Origin of the sequence: Hominilimicola sp., assembly GCF_046972485.1 — a bacterium.
Classification (GTDB): Bacteria; Bacillota; Clostridia; order UBA1381; family UBA1381; genus Hominilimicola; species Hominilimicola fabiformis.
On the sequence record NZ_JBKVWU010000007.1, the window covers coordinates 34,589 to 49,406 of the forward strand.

At 38.9% G+C, this 14,818-nt stretch carries 14 protein-coding genes; 3 read left to right on the forward strand and 11 right to left on the reverse strand.

The window, feature by feature from the left end; all coding sequences use genetic code 11:
• Nucleotides 1-2: 2 nt before the first annotated feature.
• The 10 genes from ACLTU0_RS01880 to ftsH all read right to left on the reverse strand — a co-directional run bounded on the left by ACLTU0_RS01880 (nucleotide 3) and on the right by ftsH (nucleotide 7,915).
• Nucleotides 3-899 carry a DNA adenine methylase gene (locus tag ACLTU0_RS01880; protein ID WP_412275509.1) on the reverse strand — a complete coding sequence of 299 codons (897 nt, stop codon included), beginning with the start codon at nucleotides 897-899 and terminating at the stop codon, nucleotides 3-5.
• A 352-nt stretch (nucleotides 900-1,251) separates the two neighbouring features.
• A complete protein-coding gene (locus ACLTU0_RS01885) occupies nucleotides 1,252-2,172 on the reverse strand; it encodes a copper amine oxidase N-terminal domain-containing protein (RefSeq protein ID WP_412275454.1) in 921 nt (306 codons plus the stop codon).
• A gap of 66 nt (nucleotides 2,173-2,238) precedes the next feature.
• Complete coding sequence (locus ACLTU0_RS01890; RefSeq protein ID WP_147513963.1) at nucleotides 2,239-3,249, reverse strand: hypothetical protein; 1,011 nt, start codon at nucleotides 3,247-3,249, stop codon at nucleotides 2,239-2,241.
• Complete coding sequence (locus ACLTU0_RS01895; RefSeq protein ID WP_412295076.1) at nucleotides 3,242-3,733, reverse strand: sigma-70 family RNA polymerase sigma factor; 492 nt, start codon at nucleotides 3,731-3,733, stop codon at nucleotides 3,242-3,244. The genes ACLTU0_RS01890 and ACLTU0_RS01895 overlap by 8 nt, the downstream gene beginning before the upstream one ends.
• 69 nt (nucleotides 3,734-3,802) lie before the next feature.
• Nucleotides 3,803-4,294, reverse strand: a complete 492-nt coding sequence (locus tag ACLTU0_RS01900; RefSeq protein WP_412321166.1) for an N-acetyltransferase family protein — start codon at nucleotides 4,292-4,294, stop codon at nucleotides 3,803-3,805.
• A gap of 66 nt (nucleotides 4,295-4,360) precedes the next feature.
• Complete coding sequence (gene rpsR / locus ACLTU0_RS01905; RefSeq protein WP_022229698.1) at nucleotides 4,361-4,606, reverse strand: 30S ribosomal protein S18; 246 nt, start codon at nucleotides 4,604-4,606, stop codon at nucleotides 4,361-4,363.
• Between the two features lie 36 nt (nucleotides 4,607-4,642).
• A complete protein-coding gene (locus ACLTU0_RS01910; protein WP_022229697.1) occupies nucleotides 4,643-5,131 on the reverse strand; it encodes a single-stranded DNA-binding protein in 489 nt (162 codons plus the stop codon).
• A 26-nt stretch (nucleotides 5,132-5,157) separates the two neighbouring features.
• A complete protein-coding gene (gene rpsF, locus ACLTU0_RS01915) occupies nucleotides 5,158-5,460 on the reverse strand; it encodes a 30S ribosomal protein S6 (protein ID WP_022229696.1) in 303 nt (100 codons plus the stop codon).
• A 120-nt stretch (nucleotides 5,461-5,580) separates the two neighbouring features.
• Nucleotides 5,581-5,946 (reverse strand): helix-turn-helix transcriptional regulator, encoded by a 366-nt coding sequence (locus ACLTU0_RS01920; RefSeq protein ID WP_337599193.1) that lies wholly within the window; start codon nucleotides 5,944-5,946, stop codon nucleotides 5,581-5,583.
• Nucleotides 5,921-7,915: an ATP-dependent zinc metalloprotease FtsH gene (gene ftsH, locus ACLTU0_RS01925; protein WP_117968313.1), complete on the reverse strand. Its 1,995-nt coding sequence runs from the start codon at nucleotides 7,913-7,915 to the stop codon at nucleotides 5,921-5,923. The genes ACLTU0_RS01920 and ftsH overlap by 26 nt, the downstream gene beginning before the upstream one ends.
• A gap of 240 nt (nucleotides 7,916-8,155) precedes the next feature.
• Here ftsH and ACLTU0_RS01930 point away from each other — a divergent pair, with 240 nt between their 5' ends.
• Nucleotides 8,156-11,152 carry an S-layer homology domain-containing protein gene (locus tag ACLTU0_RS01930; protein ID WP_412321167.1) on the forward strand — a complete coding sequence of 999 codons (2,997 nt, stop codon included), beginning with the start codon at nucleotides 8,156-8,158 and terminating at the stop codon, nucleotides 11,150-11,152.
• Nucleotides 11,153-11,200: 48 nt separating this feature from the next.
• Here ACLTU0_RS01930 and ACLTU0_RS01935 read toward each other — a convergent pair whose 3' ends face one another.
• Nucleotides 11,201-12,610, reverse strand: a complete 1,410-nt coding sequence (locus tag ACLTU0_RS01935; protein WP_147513968.1) for an N-acetylglucosaminidase — start codon at nucleotides 12,608-12,610, stop codon at nucleotides 11,201-11,203.
• 199 nt (nucleotides 12,611-12,809) lie between these two features.
• On the opposite strand from ACLTU0_RS01935, the gene lysS reads away from it, so the two are divergent.
• Nucleotides 12,810-14,363, forward strand: a complete 1,554-nt coding sequence (lysS, locus tag ACLTU0_RS01940) for a lysine--tRNA ligase (RefSeq protein ID WP_412321169.1) — start codon at nucleotides 12,810-12,812, stop codon at nucleotides 14,361-14,363.
• Between the two features lie 193 nt (nucleotides 14,364-14,556).
• A partial coding sequence (locus ACLTU0_RS01945) for a hypothetical protein (protein WP_412321171.1) occupies nucleotides 14,557-14,818 on the forward strand: 262 nt, incomplete at its 3' end.

Genomic DNA, 14,818 nt, shown 5'->3' on the forward strand with positions numbered 1-14,818 from the left:
CCTCAAAAATTGCTAATAAGCAACTCTTTGATTTTTCCTCTTGCTTCGCTATTGCAATTTATCATACGTGTAGCTTCAACTCTTTTAATTTTGTAAGCAGAATAAATTTTATCAAAAAAATCATCTTCCATATTAGAATTTTTAGGATCTGAATTACTCACAACTACTTTTGCACCTTTTTTGTGCATATTCTCTACAAATTCAGCAAGTTCAATTTGTTCTTCATCATTAAATAGATTTTCTGTATAAGCTGTAAAACTTGCTGTTTCTGTTAAAGGTCTGTATGGTGGATCAAAATACACAAACGTGTGCTCGTCTATAAAGTCAGCAGAGTTTCGATAGTCTCCGCATACAATCTTAACATTTTGCAGTTTATCTGATACTGCACGAAGAGTTTTTTCATCACAGATAAGAGGATTTTTATATGATCCCATTGGCACATTAAAAAGACCTTTTTTATTAACTCTGTAAAGTCCATTAAAACAAGTTTTATTAAGAAATATCATCAATGCTGCCTTTTCAATATTTTCGGTTTTATTACCATTGATTTTCAAATCATTAAATCGTTCTCTTTTTGATATATAATACGATTTTCTATCTTCTGTTTCATTCGGTACATATTCAAATTGATAAGTTTTCAATAACTTAATCAATTCCTCAATATAATCACGGACTATTAAATAGGTGTTTATAAGTTCTGCATTTATATCACTTATATATATTTCCTCTAAATTGTACTTGCTTAAAACATCAAAAAGTACAGCACCACCACCAATAAAAGGCTCAACATACTTTGTAATAACGCCGCTATCAAAAGGATAATATTTTTCAATCTCCTTTAATAACTGTCCTTTGCCACCCGCCCATTTTAGAAACGGTTTTACGCACTTTTCATCAATAGTATTATATCTTGTGCTTCGCGCATCAATAGGTTTTTCAGCATCTGTCGGTATAAGCCACATATTACCCAACATCTGAACATTTGCTATTCTATTTTCAGAACAAAGCACTGCCACTCGTCTTTGAGATATACCCCATTTGTCAGCAGCTTCTCTTGCAGACATAACTTCCATAGAAATACGCTCCTTATTTATTATAAATAATATTATATTCTAAAACTCGAACAAAAGCAATACTAAAATATGAAATGTAATAAAAATGACAGATTTACCACAAGGATAAATCTGTCATTTTACCACCCTTAACAACACGCCTCATTAAAGCGGTTTTTTATATTTTATTTCAGTCAAATTAACCTCTTGGGTGATTTGTTTCAACGTCGTCTACAAGTGCTTTTACAAGAGCATTCACGTCTGTAACAGTTTCATTTTCCGTTACGGCAACGCTATGACTCATTACTGTACCCGCGTCCTCGCATGACCATATTGCGTATGTTGTTTTATCGTATGTGTAAATTTCAACTGCCGAATCGGCTACTTTGTAGTCCTCAACCTTAGTACCGCCCGATATACCCGAAATGTCTGCGTCACCCGGTTGTGTACGAACTGTAATGTCTAATACATTTGTATTGTAAGTGTAGTTGATTTCTGCCAAATTACTGTCGGCAAGGTATCTGTAGCTTTGTGCCTCGCACTTGCTACCCTCATCAAAACTGCTTGCATTCAAATCAGCCACTTGATATTTTACGCTCTCTGCATTATTCAATGCCGCATTAAGTTCGTCAAGACTGTTATAATCTGTCCATGGGTTTGGAATTTGTGATGACGGCTCTGTTTTGATTTCCTTTTCAACAGTAACTGTCTTTGTTGCCTCGTCCCAACCGACAACGCTGTGCATACCCTCAGCGATTGCTCTTACAGGCACAACCGTTGATGAACCCACGATTTTTGCGGGTGTTTCAAGTGTAACCGCGTCACCGTTTACATACATTACATCAGAATCAATCTGCATTGTAATGCTTACGTCACTTACCGAATCATATGATATAACAGTTCTTGTTTCGTCGTCCCACTGTACGTCTGCACCAAGTGCCTCGAATATTTCACGCATAGGAACAAGTGTATGGTCATTTTCAATAAAAGGTGTTATTTCCACAAAAGAAACATTATTTCCGTTTACCGTAACCGTAATGTTATCATCAGCCAAAGCGCCTGCCGATACAGTCAAAACAGATGCGACAGCCAATACAGATGCTATTATCTTCTTATTCACAATCATTACCTCCGAAATTATTATATTGTTTATATTATATCACAGATTGCAAATCAATTCAATACTTTATTTGATTGAATTGACTACTTCCTCCACAGGCTCTCTGCCCGTATCGGTTCCGTAAATATTATAATCGATTTCATCTTCGGTAAAATATGCCGATACATCATTTTCATATTCGTTATACACCGGCTCTGTATCGTCATTTCCGCTGTAATAATAATTTACGTCTATTCTTCCGCCGTTTTCTGATTCAAAAGCCGCACCGCCGTTATATGTATCGGTCGTTTCAAAACCGCTCGGAGCGTTTATTTCTATTTGAGGTGTCGGCACTGATGTAGCCACAGCTGAACTCATTGCCATTCCGCTGCCGATAACCGTATCGGCATTGCCTTCATCGCTTGTAATTTCGGTCGGCACTTCTTTTTTTGTACTGATTTCTGCTGTTCTGTCACTTGCCATAAAAGCAGAAAATATTGTTGGCAATTCGATTGCGTTTTCCTCGATTGCACTTTCTTCGACAGTGACATATTCCGTTATTTCTTGATTTTCACTGTTTTGTTCACTCTCGATATTGGGGATTTTGGTTTTATCCTCGATTTTAAGCGATTTGTTCTCGTTTGCTATCCGATTATGTACCGCAACTTTTTCATTGTCACTACTGTTATAGTCACCGCTCTTTTTCTCCGTTTTAGTTTGACTATCCGAATAGTTATTGGGAGGGGGAGTATAGGGATTTTGAATAGTTTGGGGACTATCGGTAGGATACGGATATGAAGTATCCGCAGTATTTGAAACTACACTTTCCGACATATCGGACGGTGTCGGTGTTGAAACTTGCTCCTCAATAATCACGCCGTCATCTCTTGTTTTCTGCCAATACGGCATAGATATAACCGCCGCAGACACAACAGCAACTGCCGCCGCAGCCGATACCGCATATTTTGCGTATCGCCTATACGGTGGGGGAGATTGTCTTTTCTCTGCACCCTTATGTGCATTCAAGATAACTCTGTTTATCATATCTTCGCTCGGTTTTATATCGTCATTAGCCTGTTTATAAATTTTTCTAAACAAAGTCATAATCTCCTTTCAGTTTATTTTTAAGCAACATTCTGCCTCTATGTAAATGCGATTTAACAGTTGATTCTTTTACGTCAATACTTTCGGCGATTTCCCTCACGTTCATATCCTCATAATAGAAAAGATGTATCACCGTACGATATTTTAAGGGAAGGTCTTGTACAGCGAAATACACGTCACTTTTTTCGGGACTGTCAAAGGTTAAATCTTCTTCAAGCGGAACGGTTTTCTTGAACCACGATGACATAAAAACACTTTTTGAGCAATTTATCGTCACACGAATGAGCCAAGCCTTTATATGTTCCTCCGACTCAAATTTATCTTTATTCTGTATAAATCGAACAAACACGTCTTGCGTCACATCTTCGGCAAAAGTTTGATTTTTCGTTTGTGACAAAGCAAGTTTATACACCATATCAAAATACTTGCGTATAACTTCGTCAGATGAAACGTCTGTTTTTGACCTTTCGTCTGTCATTAATCCCCCTCCCTTCACTTATAATACAATTCAGCACACCAAAAGGTTGCACTTTTTTCAAAAAAATTTTTATAAAGTGTGATAATGCGGAATTATATCTTCGTATGTTCCGTCTTTCATGCGAAAACCGTTAGGTATTACGCCGAGTTGTACAAAGTCGAGTTTTTTATACAATTTTAGTGCATATTGATTAGTTGCGACAACGGCATTAAATTGAAGTACACCGTAACCGATTTCCTTTGCTTTTTTCAAGCAATCCGTCACAAGAATTTCACCTATCTGCTTACCTCTTTGTGTTGATTTCACCGCATAGCTTGCATTGCAGATATGACCGCATCTGCCGATATTGTTCGGATGAAGTATGTAGAGTCCGACAATATCATCCGTTTCTTCATCATACGCAATGCCTGTATATGACTGACTCTTAAAAAATTCCAATCCGCTCTTTTCTGTAAGACATTCTTCCTGTGGAAAAGCCACTCCGTCCTCTACGACTTCGTTCCAAATTTCATTTGCGGCTTGTATATCGCTTTCATTAAATTCTCTTACTTTTATGTTCATTATAACACCTTCCGTTAAATTATATATAAAAAAACGGAATGCAGTGCATTCCGTTTAAAAAATCAATTATTCAGCAACGAATGGCAATAGTGCTATAATTCTTGCACGCTTGATAGCTGTTGTAAGCTGTCTTTGGTGCTTTGCACAGTTACCGCTGATACGTCTTGGCACGATCTTGCCTCTTTCAGTAACGTATCTTCTAAGCTTTGCTGTATCCTTATAATCGATATGCTCAACCTTATCTACGCAGAACATACAAACCTTTTTCTTAGGTCTTCTTGCTCTCTGTGGTCTGTCATTTCTTTCAGCCATGTTATTTTCCTCCTATCAATTTTTATCACGCGGATGTTAGAATGGCAAATCGTCTTCCGAACCGTCAAGATCCGAAAAATCGCCCATATCAAAATCATCACCAAAGTTTGGTTCACTACCTTGTGCAGGCTGCGATTGAGGAGCGTTAAATCCGCCCTGATTAAAGCCTTGGTTCTGATAATTTCCTCCGCCTTGAGTACCTGATTCGGCTCTTGAACCGGTAAAGTAAGCCTCGTCTACAACAACTTCCGTCGCATACTGCTTTTTACCGTCATTACCGTCCCAACTTCTCGATTGAATACTTCCGACTACCGCAATCATACTGCCCTTTTGGAAATATCTTGCGATAAATTCACCTGTCTGACGCCATGCAACGCAGTTGATGAAATCAGCCTGCTGCTGAGCATCTTTACCGGCGAAACGTCTGTTTACCGCGATTGAAAATCTCGCAAGTGAAACACCGTTCGGAGTCTGACGCATTTCGACGTCGCGTGTAAGACGTCCCATTAATATAACTTTGTTCATACTTACACCGCTTTCTTCACAAAAGACTATTCTTCGTCTTTTCTGATAACAATAGTTCTTAGGATACCTTCTGTAATCTTGTACTGTCTTTCAAGTTCTTTAGGGAACTCGCTGTCAGCCTTGAAGTTTACAAGATAGTAGAAACCTTCTGTTCTATCATTAATTTCGTAAGCAAGTCTTCTCTTGCCCCATTCGTCAACAGATTCAAGTTCACCGTTCTGTTCGATAAGTGTTGTAAACTTATCCTTTAGAGCAGTAACCGTTTCCTCATCAAGTGTTGCGTCAATGATAAAAATTGTTTCATAGCTGTTTAGTATTTTTTCAGCCATTTTCTGCACCTCCTTATGGACTTTTGTCCCACACATACCCCGTGTGGGCAAGGATTGCTTACGTTTACCGCAAGCCTTGTAATTATATATCTTTTTTCAGCAAATGTCAAGCATTTTTTACTATTTTGCTCTATATTTTTCACTGCTGACAAGATAATCGTAATATTCGCAAAGCATTTCAATGCCTTTGCCGTTTAGTTTTGTTAAGTCGAAGTCGATATTATCAAGCAATTTCACTCTGTACCGTTCGTCCGTTCTGCCGCAAAGGTAGTCAACGGGAACTTTAAAAAGTTTGGCAAGATATGTTATCGCCGCCACTTCGGGAATACGCTCGCCGCTTTCCCAATTTGCGATACACGTTCTCGAAACATTCATTCTCTCCGCAAGTCCCGCCTGCGTTATGCCGTTTTCTTTTCTCAGTTCCCTAAGCCTTTGAGCAAAGCACTTTTTGAACGTACCGTTATTCTTCTTTATCATTTTCTTCATTAACTGCGGCACTTTCTTCTGCATCACTGTCAGAATTTTCTCTGCCGCTTTTTACACGGTTGAATATCTCCATAAACTGATCGCCCGTAATAGTTTCCTTATTGATAAGAAATTCTGCGATTTCATCAAGTGCGTCACGATTTTCTTTCAATATATTAAATGCCTTTTCGTGACACTCTTTCAATACGCGTACAACTTCCTTATCAATATCTGTCTTTGTTTCCTCCGAACAGTTTGAAACATTTCTGCCGTCAAGATATTTATTCTGTATGCTTTCAAGTCCGGCCATACCGAATTTTTCCGACATACCGTACTGCGTAATCATATTTCTCGCAAGTGACGTTGCACGTTCAATATCGTTTGACGCACCTGTTGTCTGCACGTTGAATACAAGTTCTTCCGCCGCACGGCCTGCAAGGAACACTGTAATCTGGTCAACTATTTCGTCTTTCGACATCAAATAACGTTCTTCCTCTTCGGGCATTTGCATTGTATAACCAAGCGAACCCATAGTTCTCGGAACGATTGTGATTTTGTGAACAGGCTGAGTATGTTTCTGTACCGCCGTTGCAAGTGCATGACCGACTTCGTGGAACGAAACAATTCTCTTTTCCTTTTCGGACAAAATTCTGTCTTTCTTTTCTTTACCCGCGATTATGACTTCAACAGCCTCCATAAGATCCTCTTGACTTACGGTCTTTCTGTTACATCTTACCGCCCTTAAAGCCGCCTCATTTACCATATTCGCAAGGTCTGCACCTGCCGCACCGCTTGTTGCAAGTGCCATTTCGTGAAGATTAATGTCAGGCTCTGTTTTAACGTGCTTGATATGCACACGCAAAATATCTTCTCTGCCCTTTAAATCAGGCTTTTCAACAATAATTCTTCTGTCAAATCTACCCGGTCTTAAAAGTGCCTTATCAAGCACTTCCGGACGGTTGGTTGCCGCCAAAATAACAAGTCCTTTTGACGAATCAAATCCGTCCATCTCGCTTAACAGCTGATTTAAAGTTTGTTCACGTTCATCATTTGAACTAATCTGATTATCTCTTGATTTACCGATTGCATCAATTTCGTCTATAAATATAATACAAGGTGCTTTTGCCGACGCTTGCTTAAACAAGTCACGAACTCTTGACGCACCGACGCCGACAAACATTTCCACAAATTCCGAACCGGAAAGCGAGAAAAACGGCACTTTCGCCTCACCGGCAACCGCCTTTGCAAGAAGTGTTTTACCTGTTCCCGGCGGTCCGACCAAAAGTGCACCCTTAGGCTGTTTTGCACCGATTGCAAGATATTTTGACGGATTATGAAGATAATCGACTATTTCATCAAGCGATTCTTTAGCCTCTTCCTGACCGGCAACGTCCGCAAACGTTACGCCTGTCGCATTTTCTACGTTATACATCTTTGCGTTGGACTGACCTATTCCCATAATTCCGCCGCCACCGCCGATTTTCTTCGACATTGAACGTGTCAAAATAAAGAACAGTAAATAAATAACTACCAACGGCAATATCCATGTAAGGAAGAAATCAAGCACGGGACTGTTATGTTGTATCGGCGTAGAATATTTCACACCGTGACTGTCCAAATCCGCAAGAAGTCTGTCGTCAGGAATATATCCCGTATAATACACATTTCTGCTGTTTTCCTTTGCCTGTTCTATAACCGCGTCTGTATCTATGCCCATCATCTTCATAAACTCGGTTGTTTTAGGCGTTGTTATCGGCTGTGATTCGTCATACTTTTCATATATGACTATCTGCTCCGACTGCAAAATAACCTCGTCAACTTTATTTTCATCAAGCATAGTCAAAAATTCACTGTACGATATTTCCTGTTTCTTCGGTGTCTGCAACGACAGCATTACCATATTTAAAATAACTGTCGCAATAACCGAAATCACCAAAAATATCAACAACGGATTTTTCAGCGGCGAACGGTTTTTCTTTTTATTATCCATAAATGTTCCTCCACGTTTTTCTTCATATTTATATATAACTAATATTAAAAATGTCAGTCAATAGATATTGTAGCACTTTCCTCTTATTATTGCAATGTTAAATAAATTTTTTTACACAATTTTATTAAAATTCACAATTCGGAAATATATTATTTTAATTGACTTATATATAAAAGAATGATAAAATATCAGTATCTGAATATTACTACACTAAATTCAAAACGAAAGGATGAATAACTCATGAAAAAACTAACAGCAATTCTGACATCACTTATTATGACACTTTCCGTCATATGTCAAACATCGGTTTTTGCTGCATTCAGCGACGTAGGTGACGATAATACTTACAAAGACGCTATTACAACTTTAACAAAGCTTAAAGTTATTGACGGATACGAAGACGGTACTTTCAAGCCTGACGGTCAAATCACAAGAGCTGAATTCACAAAGCTTATCGTATTTATACTTGGTTACAAAGACCTTGCATACGACTCATCAGACTTTACTGATGTTGACGCTTCACACTGGGCAAAGAACTATATTCAAACTGCCTACAATCTTGGCATAATCGCAGGTATGGGCGACGGTACTTTTGCTCCGGACGCTCCTGTAACTTATGAACAAGCTCTTAAAATGGTAGTTTGTACATTAGGTTATGTTCAGTTTGCCGAAAATCTCGGCGAATGGCCGGAAGGTTTCATTAAGCAGGCAAACACTCTTGACCTTACAAAGAAAGTTAATTCAACAGGTTACAGTGAAGGTGCAACAAGAGGTATGATTGCACAGGTACTTTACAACGCACTTGAAATACCTATATACGAAAACAACGGTTACAACTGGGTTGCAACAGAGAAAACTCTTATGCAGGACTACCTAAAAGTTAAAAAGCTAAAAGGTACTCTTGTAGGTGTTGAAGATTACCTGACAGAGGACTGCAAGCAAGATCTTAACGAAAGTGAAATGGCTATCTTGCCGAACGACAGCAGTGATCTTGTAAAAATCGACTTCTCGGAATTCACTTCAAACGTTACAGATATAAGCAAATATCTTGGCAATACTATCACAGTTTACTATGAACAGTTGACAGACAAGGACGACAGAAAGCTTATCATCATTGACGACGAAACAACAAAAAATTCTGAAATCAAATTAGATTATGAAGATTTAAACAGTTTTTCCGGCAACTCACTTAAATACTATGATTCATCATCAAAGCTAAAGACTGTAAAACTAAAAGAAGATGAACTTACAGTAAGATACAACGGCAAACTTGTTGCAAAGAACGAAACCGTAACTCTTACAAATCCGACAACAAAGCAGGAAGAAACATTCTCACGCGAAGAGGCACTTGAACAATGGCTTACTCCTGACACAGACTACACAATCTACGGTGACGTTAAACTTACAGACAACGGTGACGACGGCACAATAGATATGATCCAAATAAACAACTATGACACAATAGTTGCTTATGCCACTCCTACAACAACAGATTACCGTATAACAGACAAGCTCGTAACAGGTAACTACTTAATCCTTGACCCTCAAGCGTCTGATTATACATACACAATCACAAAGAACGGTTCGGAAATTCCTGTTACATCAATTTCCGCAAACGATGTAATTCTTTATACAAAGAGCCTTGACGGTTCGTACTACACACTTCTTGTTACAAACAATCCTGTTAAGGGTTCAATCACTTCAATCGGTTCAAACGGCGATAAAATGACAATCGGCGGTAAATCATATAAAATCGGCAGCAAGTGTGAGGCATACATAAATGACAAAGACGGCAAAACTCTTAAAACAGGCGTTTCGGGTACATTCTATCTTGACGCATTTAACACAGCCGTTTTCGGAACACTTGAACAGACTGCCGTAATTCCTTACGCTTACATCACAAACGCATTTATCGACCGTGACGAAGGCGGTAAGATTTACATTACTGCATATGCACCGACTGTTTCGGCAAGCAGTGCATCGTCATATCCTGTAAAGGATAAAGTTAAGTTCAACGGTGCATCAATCAAGAGTGAACTTATAATCGACAAACTAAAAGCATCAGCCGATTATACAAACGATGATACAGAATTGGCAGATCAGATTTACGGCGCAGGAAAAACTCCTACACTTACAGGCTTTTCACAACCGGCAAGAGTTACAATAACAAACGGTGAAGTTACACAAATCGTTGCTCTTACATCTGATGAACTTCAAACTCAAAATGACGACAAAGAACAAATCGCAAAGTGCAAAGCTGCCGATAAGTATACTTATTCATCAAACAGTTTCTCGCTTAACGGCAAAACAGCATTTTCAATAAACTCTTCAACAGTTGTTCTTTATGTTCCGGCAGACAGAACACAAAGAGAAAAATATGCTAAAAAGACCGCGTCATCAGCTTTTACAACAGGTGATACATACTATGTAGAAGCATACGACATCAGTTCATCAAAGGTTGCCGGACTTTTGGTACTTTACGGAAATGACGGTACACTTACATCAGTTAAGAAAGATACAAACTTCTCAATCGTTTCTACTTTACCTGAAAGCGTATATAATGAAGTAAAAGATGATTCAGTTCTTCAATTCAAGGTATTCGCAGGTTCAAACACAGAAAAAGCCTGGACAACTTATGACCGTACAGAATTTGCAGACGTGCAAGTCGGTGACGTTATCCAATTCGCTTATGACAGCGATCAGCTTGTACAAGGACGTATAAACAACATTAAGTTCGCAGACATTGCAGAAGTTCTTGATGGTAAGACATATGACGGCAAAAAGTTCAACTGGGAAGAAGAACAAGACCCTACAGAAGATAATAATTATCAAAAATACAAATTCGATTACAGATTTAAAAAGAACGGTACTGGCGAAGACGAAGTTTACAACAGCACATCAACAGGTACAGTTCCTTACTCAAGAGCTTGTATGTACAACATCAGCCAAGTTCTTGCTGACGAAAAGAAGATTTATGTAACAAAGACAGGTTTTGAAAACGTTGACGGTACATATACTCTTGACGACAGCGATTACGAAGAAATCACAATCAACGCGTCAACAAAGATTGTTCGTATGGACGAAGACAGAGATGAAATCAGCAGATATGTCGATAACACAACAACAGACCTTTCAATCAACGATTTGAAAGACGCTAAAAACTACGGTGAAGATTGTTCAAAAGTTCTTGTATGCTCATCAAAGGGTACTGCAAAACTTATCGTAATCTATAATTAATCACAAACAACAAAAAACAAGTCACTTTGAAGTGACTTGTTTTTTTATTTACTTAACTTCTAATTTTTCCTGTCCGCTGTATCTCGGAATTTCAAATTTATACTTTGCCGTTGGGAATGCCTCGAACATACTGCTCATACTCTTTGCCTGTTTTGACGCCCATGCAATATCGGTTGCGTATTGGTGTTCGGCAGGTTTTTCAGGGTTCCATCTCATTTTATACAAAGTATTCTGCCCGTATTTAGAATTATTGATATAATTTTCGCTTATCCACTTTGCACCGCCCTCGATTGCCTTTTCTACACTCGTCCAGCCTTGCTTATACGCATATTCCGCACCGGCGTCAATCGGTGATTCGTCCACCGCACCGATACCGAACAAGTTATACACCGTTGTACCGTTATATTCAACACCGTTTGCAAGCTCAGACGAACCGTTACCTGTTTCAAGGCATGAATGAATTACAAGATATACTTCACTTACGTTGTTATCATCAGCCGCTTTCTTGAATTCACTGCCGTGACCATCCAAAACGCCTTTACCCTTTAAATAAGTATCAAGTGTAGCGGAATCAACATTGTTTGACACACTCAAATCCATAAACTGATACTTTTCATATCCCGACACAAGATTTTCCGGATTTACATACTGTTCAACATTTTCCTCACTCGCCGGGAACACACCGTTTGTAAATACAGTCGGTTCTGCGGTCATTTGTTCTTCAACCATTTCATCAACCGTCATATCACAGTCGGTGTACACAACAGGTATATCCTCTTTACGTTTTTCCCACGTTGTAACGGTAACTGTGCATTTTGCCGTATAATCGCCGTCCTCCGTTTTTGCGTAAATGTCGGTTGTTCCGACACCGCAAGGCGATACAAGTCCCTCACTGTCCACAGTTGCAATCGACTCATCGTCACTGTACCATCTGACTTTTTGTATAGTCGCGTCTGTCGGCGAAACCATAGCCGTAAGTTTTGCGGTAATAGGCTTATCCGCATACAATGTCATTTCACTTTGCGACATTGCAACGCCCTCTACTCCCTTAACAACGCTTACTTTCAACTTTGACAATGCGTTTCCGCACCTTATATCAATGAATGTATCACCTATTTTGTCAGTCGGTGTAACAACACCGTTTTCGTCAACTGCCGCAATCGTTATATCTTCGGATTTATATGTAATTTTCTTGTTTGTCGTGTTCAGCGGCATAACCTCCGCCGCAATTTTATACGGCTCATTTTCTTTGCCCGCGTAAAACAAAACCTTGCCTTGCTTTAAATTTATGCGTTGTGCCTTGACTTCGTCCCAAGTTGACACAGGTGCAAAATATACTTCGTCCGACACATATGTATCGTCATCTATTTCAACTTTGTACGCACCTTGTGCCGAACCTGTCAACACGGTAAGCACAGCCACGCAAGCAAATATCTTTTTTACTGTAGGATTTTTCACTTTAAAAATCTCCGTTCCGTAATATTCTAAACTGTATTTTATATAATTCTCACCCTTATGTCAATGGAAAATATAATTTTATACGCAGTTTTCTGCTTAAAATATGACTTTTTTCTCAAAAAGTCATTGTAAATTCAATAAAAATAGTATATAATTATATAGTATATTCAGAATTAGATTTAAGGAGGGTTTTCAATAGATGGAAAACACAGAGCAAACACAAGAGCAATTATCGGCACTTTTGCAAGTCCGCAGAGATAAGCTTACAGAACTTCAAAATGACGGACGTGACCCATTTAAAATCACAAAATTTGAGAGAACACACACATCTGCTCAACTTAAAGAAAACTATACAGAGGAAGAACGCGAATTAAAGAAACGCGGCAGTGACGAAGTACAAATCATAAAGGCACAAGTATCTCAATTTGACGGTCAGACTGTTTCAATCGCAGGACGTATTATGTCAAAGAGAGGTATGGGTAAAGTCGGTTTTGTTCACGTTTCTGATATAGACGGACAAATTCAGCTTTTTGTTAAAAAGGATATTTTGGGCGAGGACGAATATGCTCGTTTCAAAAAGCTTGATATAGGCGATATTATCGGTGCAGAGGGTGAAGTTTTCACAACTCAGACAGGTGAAATTTCGGTAAGAGCCGAAAAAATCACTCTACTTTCAAAATCACTTCTTCCGCTTCCGGAAAAGTTCCACGGTATGACAGATACAGACCTTAGATACCGTCAAAGATATATCGACCTTATTATGAATGCCGATGTTAAAAAGACATTCATCAACCGTTCAAAGATTATTGCGTCAATCCGCAGCTACCTTAACGGTCAAAACTTCCTTGAAGTTGAAACACCTATGCTTGTCGCAAATGCAGGCGGTGCTGCCGCAAGACCGTTTGAAACACACTTTAACGCATTGGACGAAGATTTCAAACTTCGTATCTCACTTGAGCTTTACTTAAAGCGCCTTATCGTGGGCGGCTTTGATAAGGTTTATGAAATAGGACGAGTTTTCAGAAACGAAGGTCTTGACACTCGCCATAACCCTGAATTTACTCTTATGGAATTGTATCAGGCATACACAGATTATCACGGTATGATGGATCTTACAGAAAATCTTTACCGCCACGTTGCTAAGGAAGTGCTTGGTACAACTACAATCGTGTATAACGGTATAGAAATGGATTTGGGTAAGCCGTTTGAACGTATAACAATGGTTGACGCGGTTAAAAAGTACGCAGGCGTTGACTTTAACGAAATTAATACACTTGAAGAGGCTCGTAAGGTTGCCGATGAGCACCACGTTGAATATGAGGACAGACATAAGAAGGGCGATATTCTTAACTTGTTCTTTGAAGAATATGCAGAGGAACACCTTATTCAACCGACTTTCGTTATGGATCATCCGGTTGAAATTTCACCGCTTACAAAGAAAAAGCCTGAAAACCCTGATTACGTTGAACGTTTTGAGTTCTTTATGAACGGTTGGGAAATGGCAAACGCTTATTCTGAGCTTAATGACCCAATCGACCAAAGAGAACGTTTTAAAGCACAGGAAGAACTTCTTGCACAGGGCGATGAAGAGGCTAATACAACAGACGAAGACTTTATGCGCGCACTTGAAATCGGTATGCCACCGACAGGCGGTATCGGTTTCGGTATCGACCGTATGTGTATGCTCCTTACCGATTCCCCAGCCATCCGCGACGTTCTTCTGTTCCCAACAATGAAACCGTTGGATAAGTAAAAATTAAAACATCATTGTTTATAGAAATATAGGCAATGATGTTTTTTTATTTAAAATATGCCATTTCCAATATTTGCTACCAAGTTTCCGGAATAAGCTACCACTTAGTCGGGAAATGTTGACATTACAAATATTCCTATATAAAATTTGCTTATAGTACGGTATATTAATAAATAATAAAAAGGTTGTGATTATGATGAAAAAAACGTTTCTTATTGCACTGTCAATTTTGACATTAACAAATTCCTTAAATGCTTTTGCAAGCACGCTTGACGACAATGTTATTGAAGATTTAGAAAAATTTCATATTGTTGAAAAGAGCGACGATTTACGGCTTAACGATCACATAACAAGAGCAGAAGTAGTAAAAATGGTTTCTGTCGCCACGGGAAATTACGACATAGACCACGTTGGCACAGATCAAATCTTTTCCGATGTACCGCCTACTCATTGGG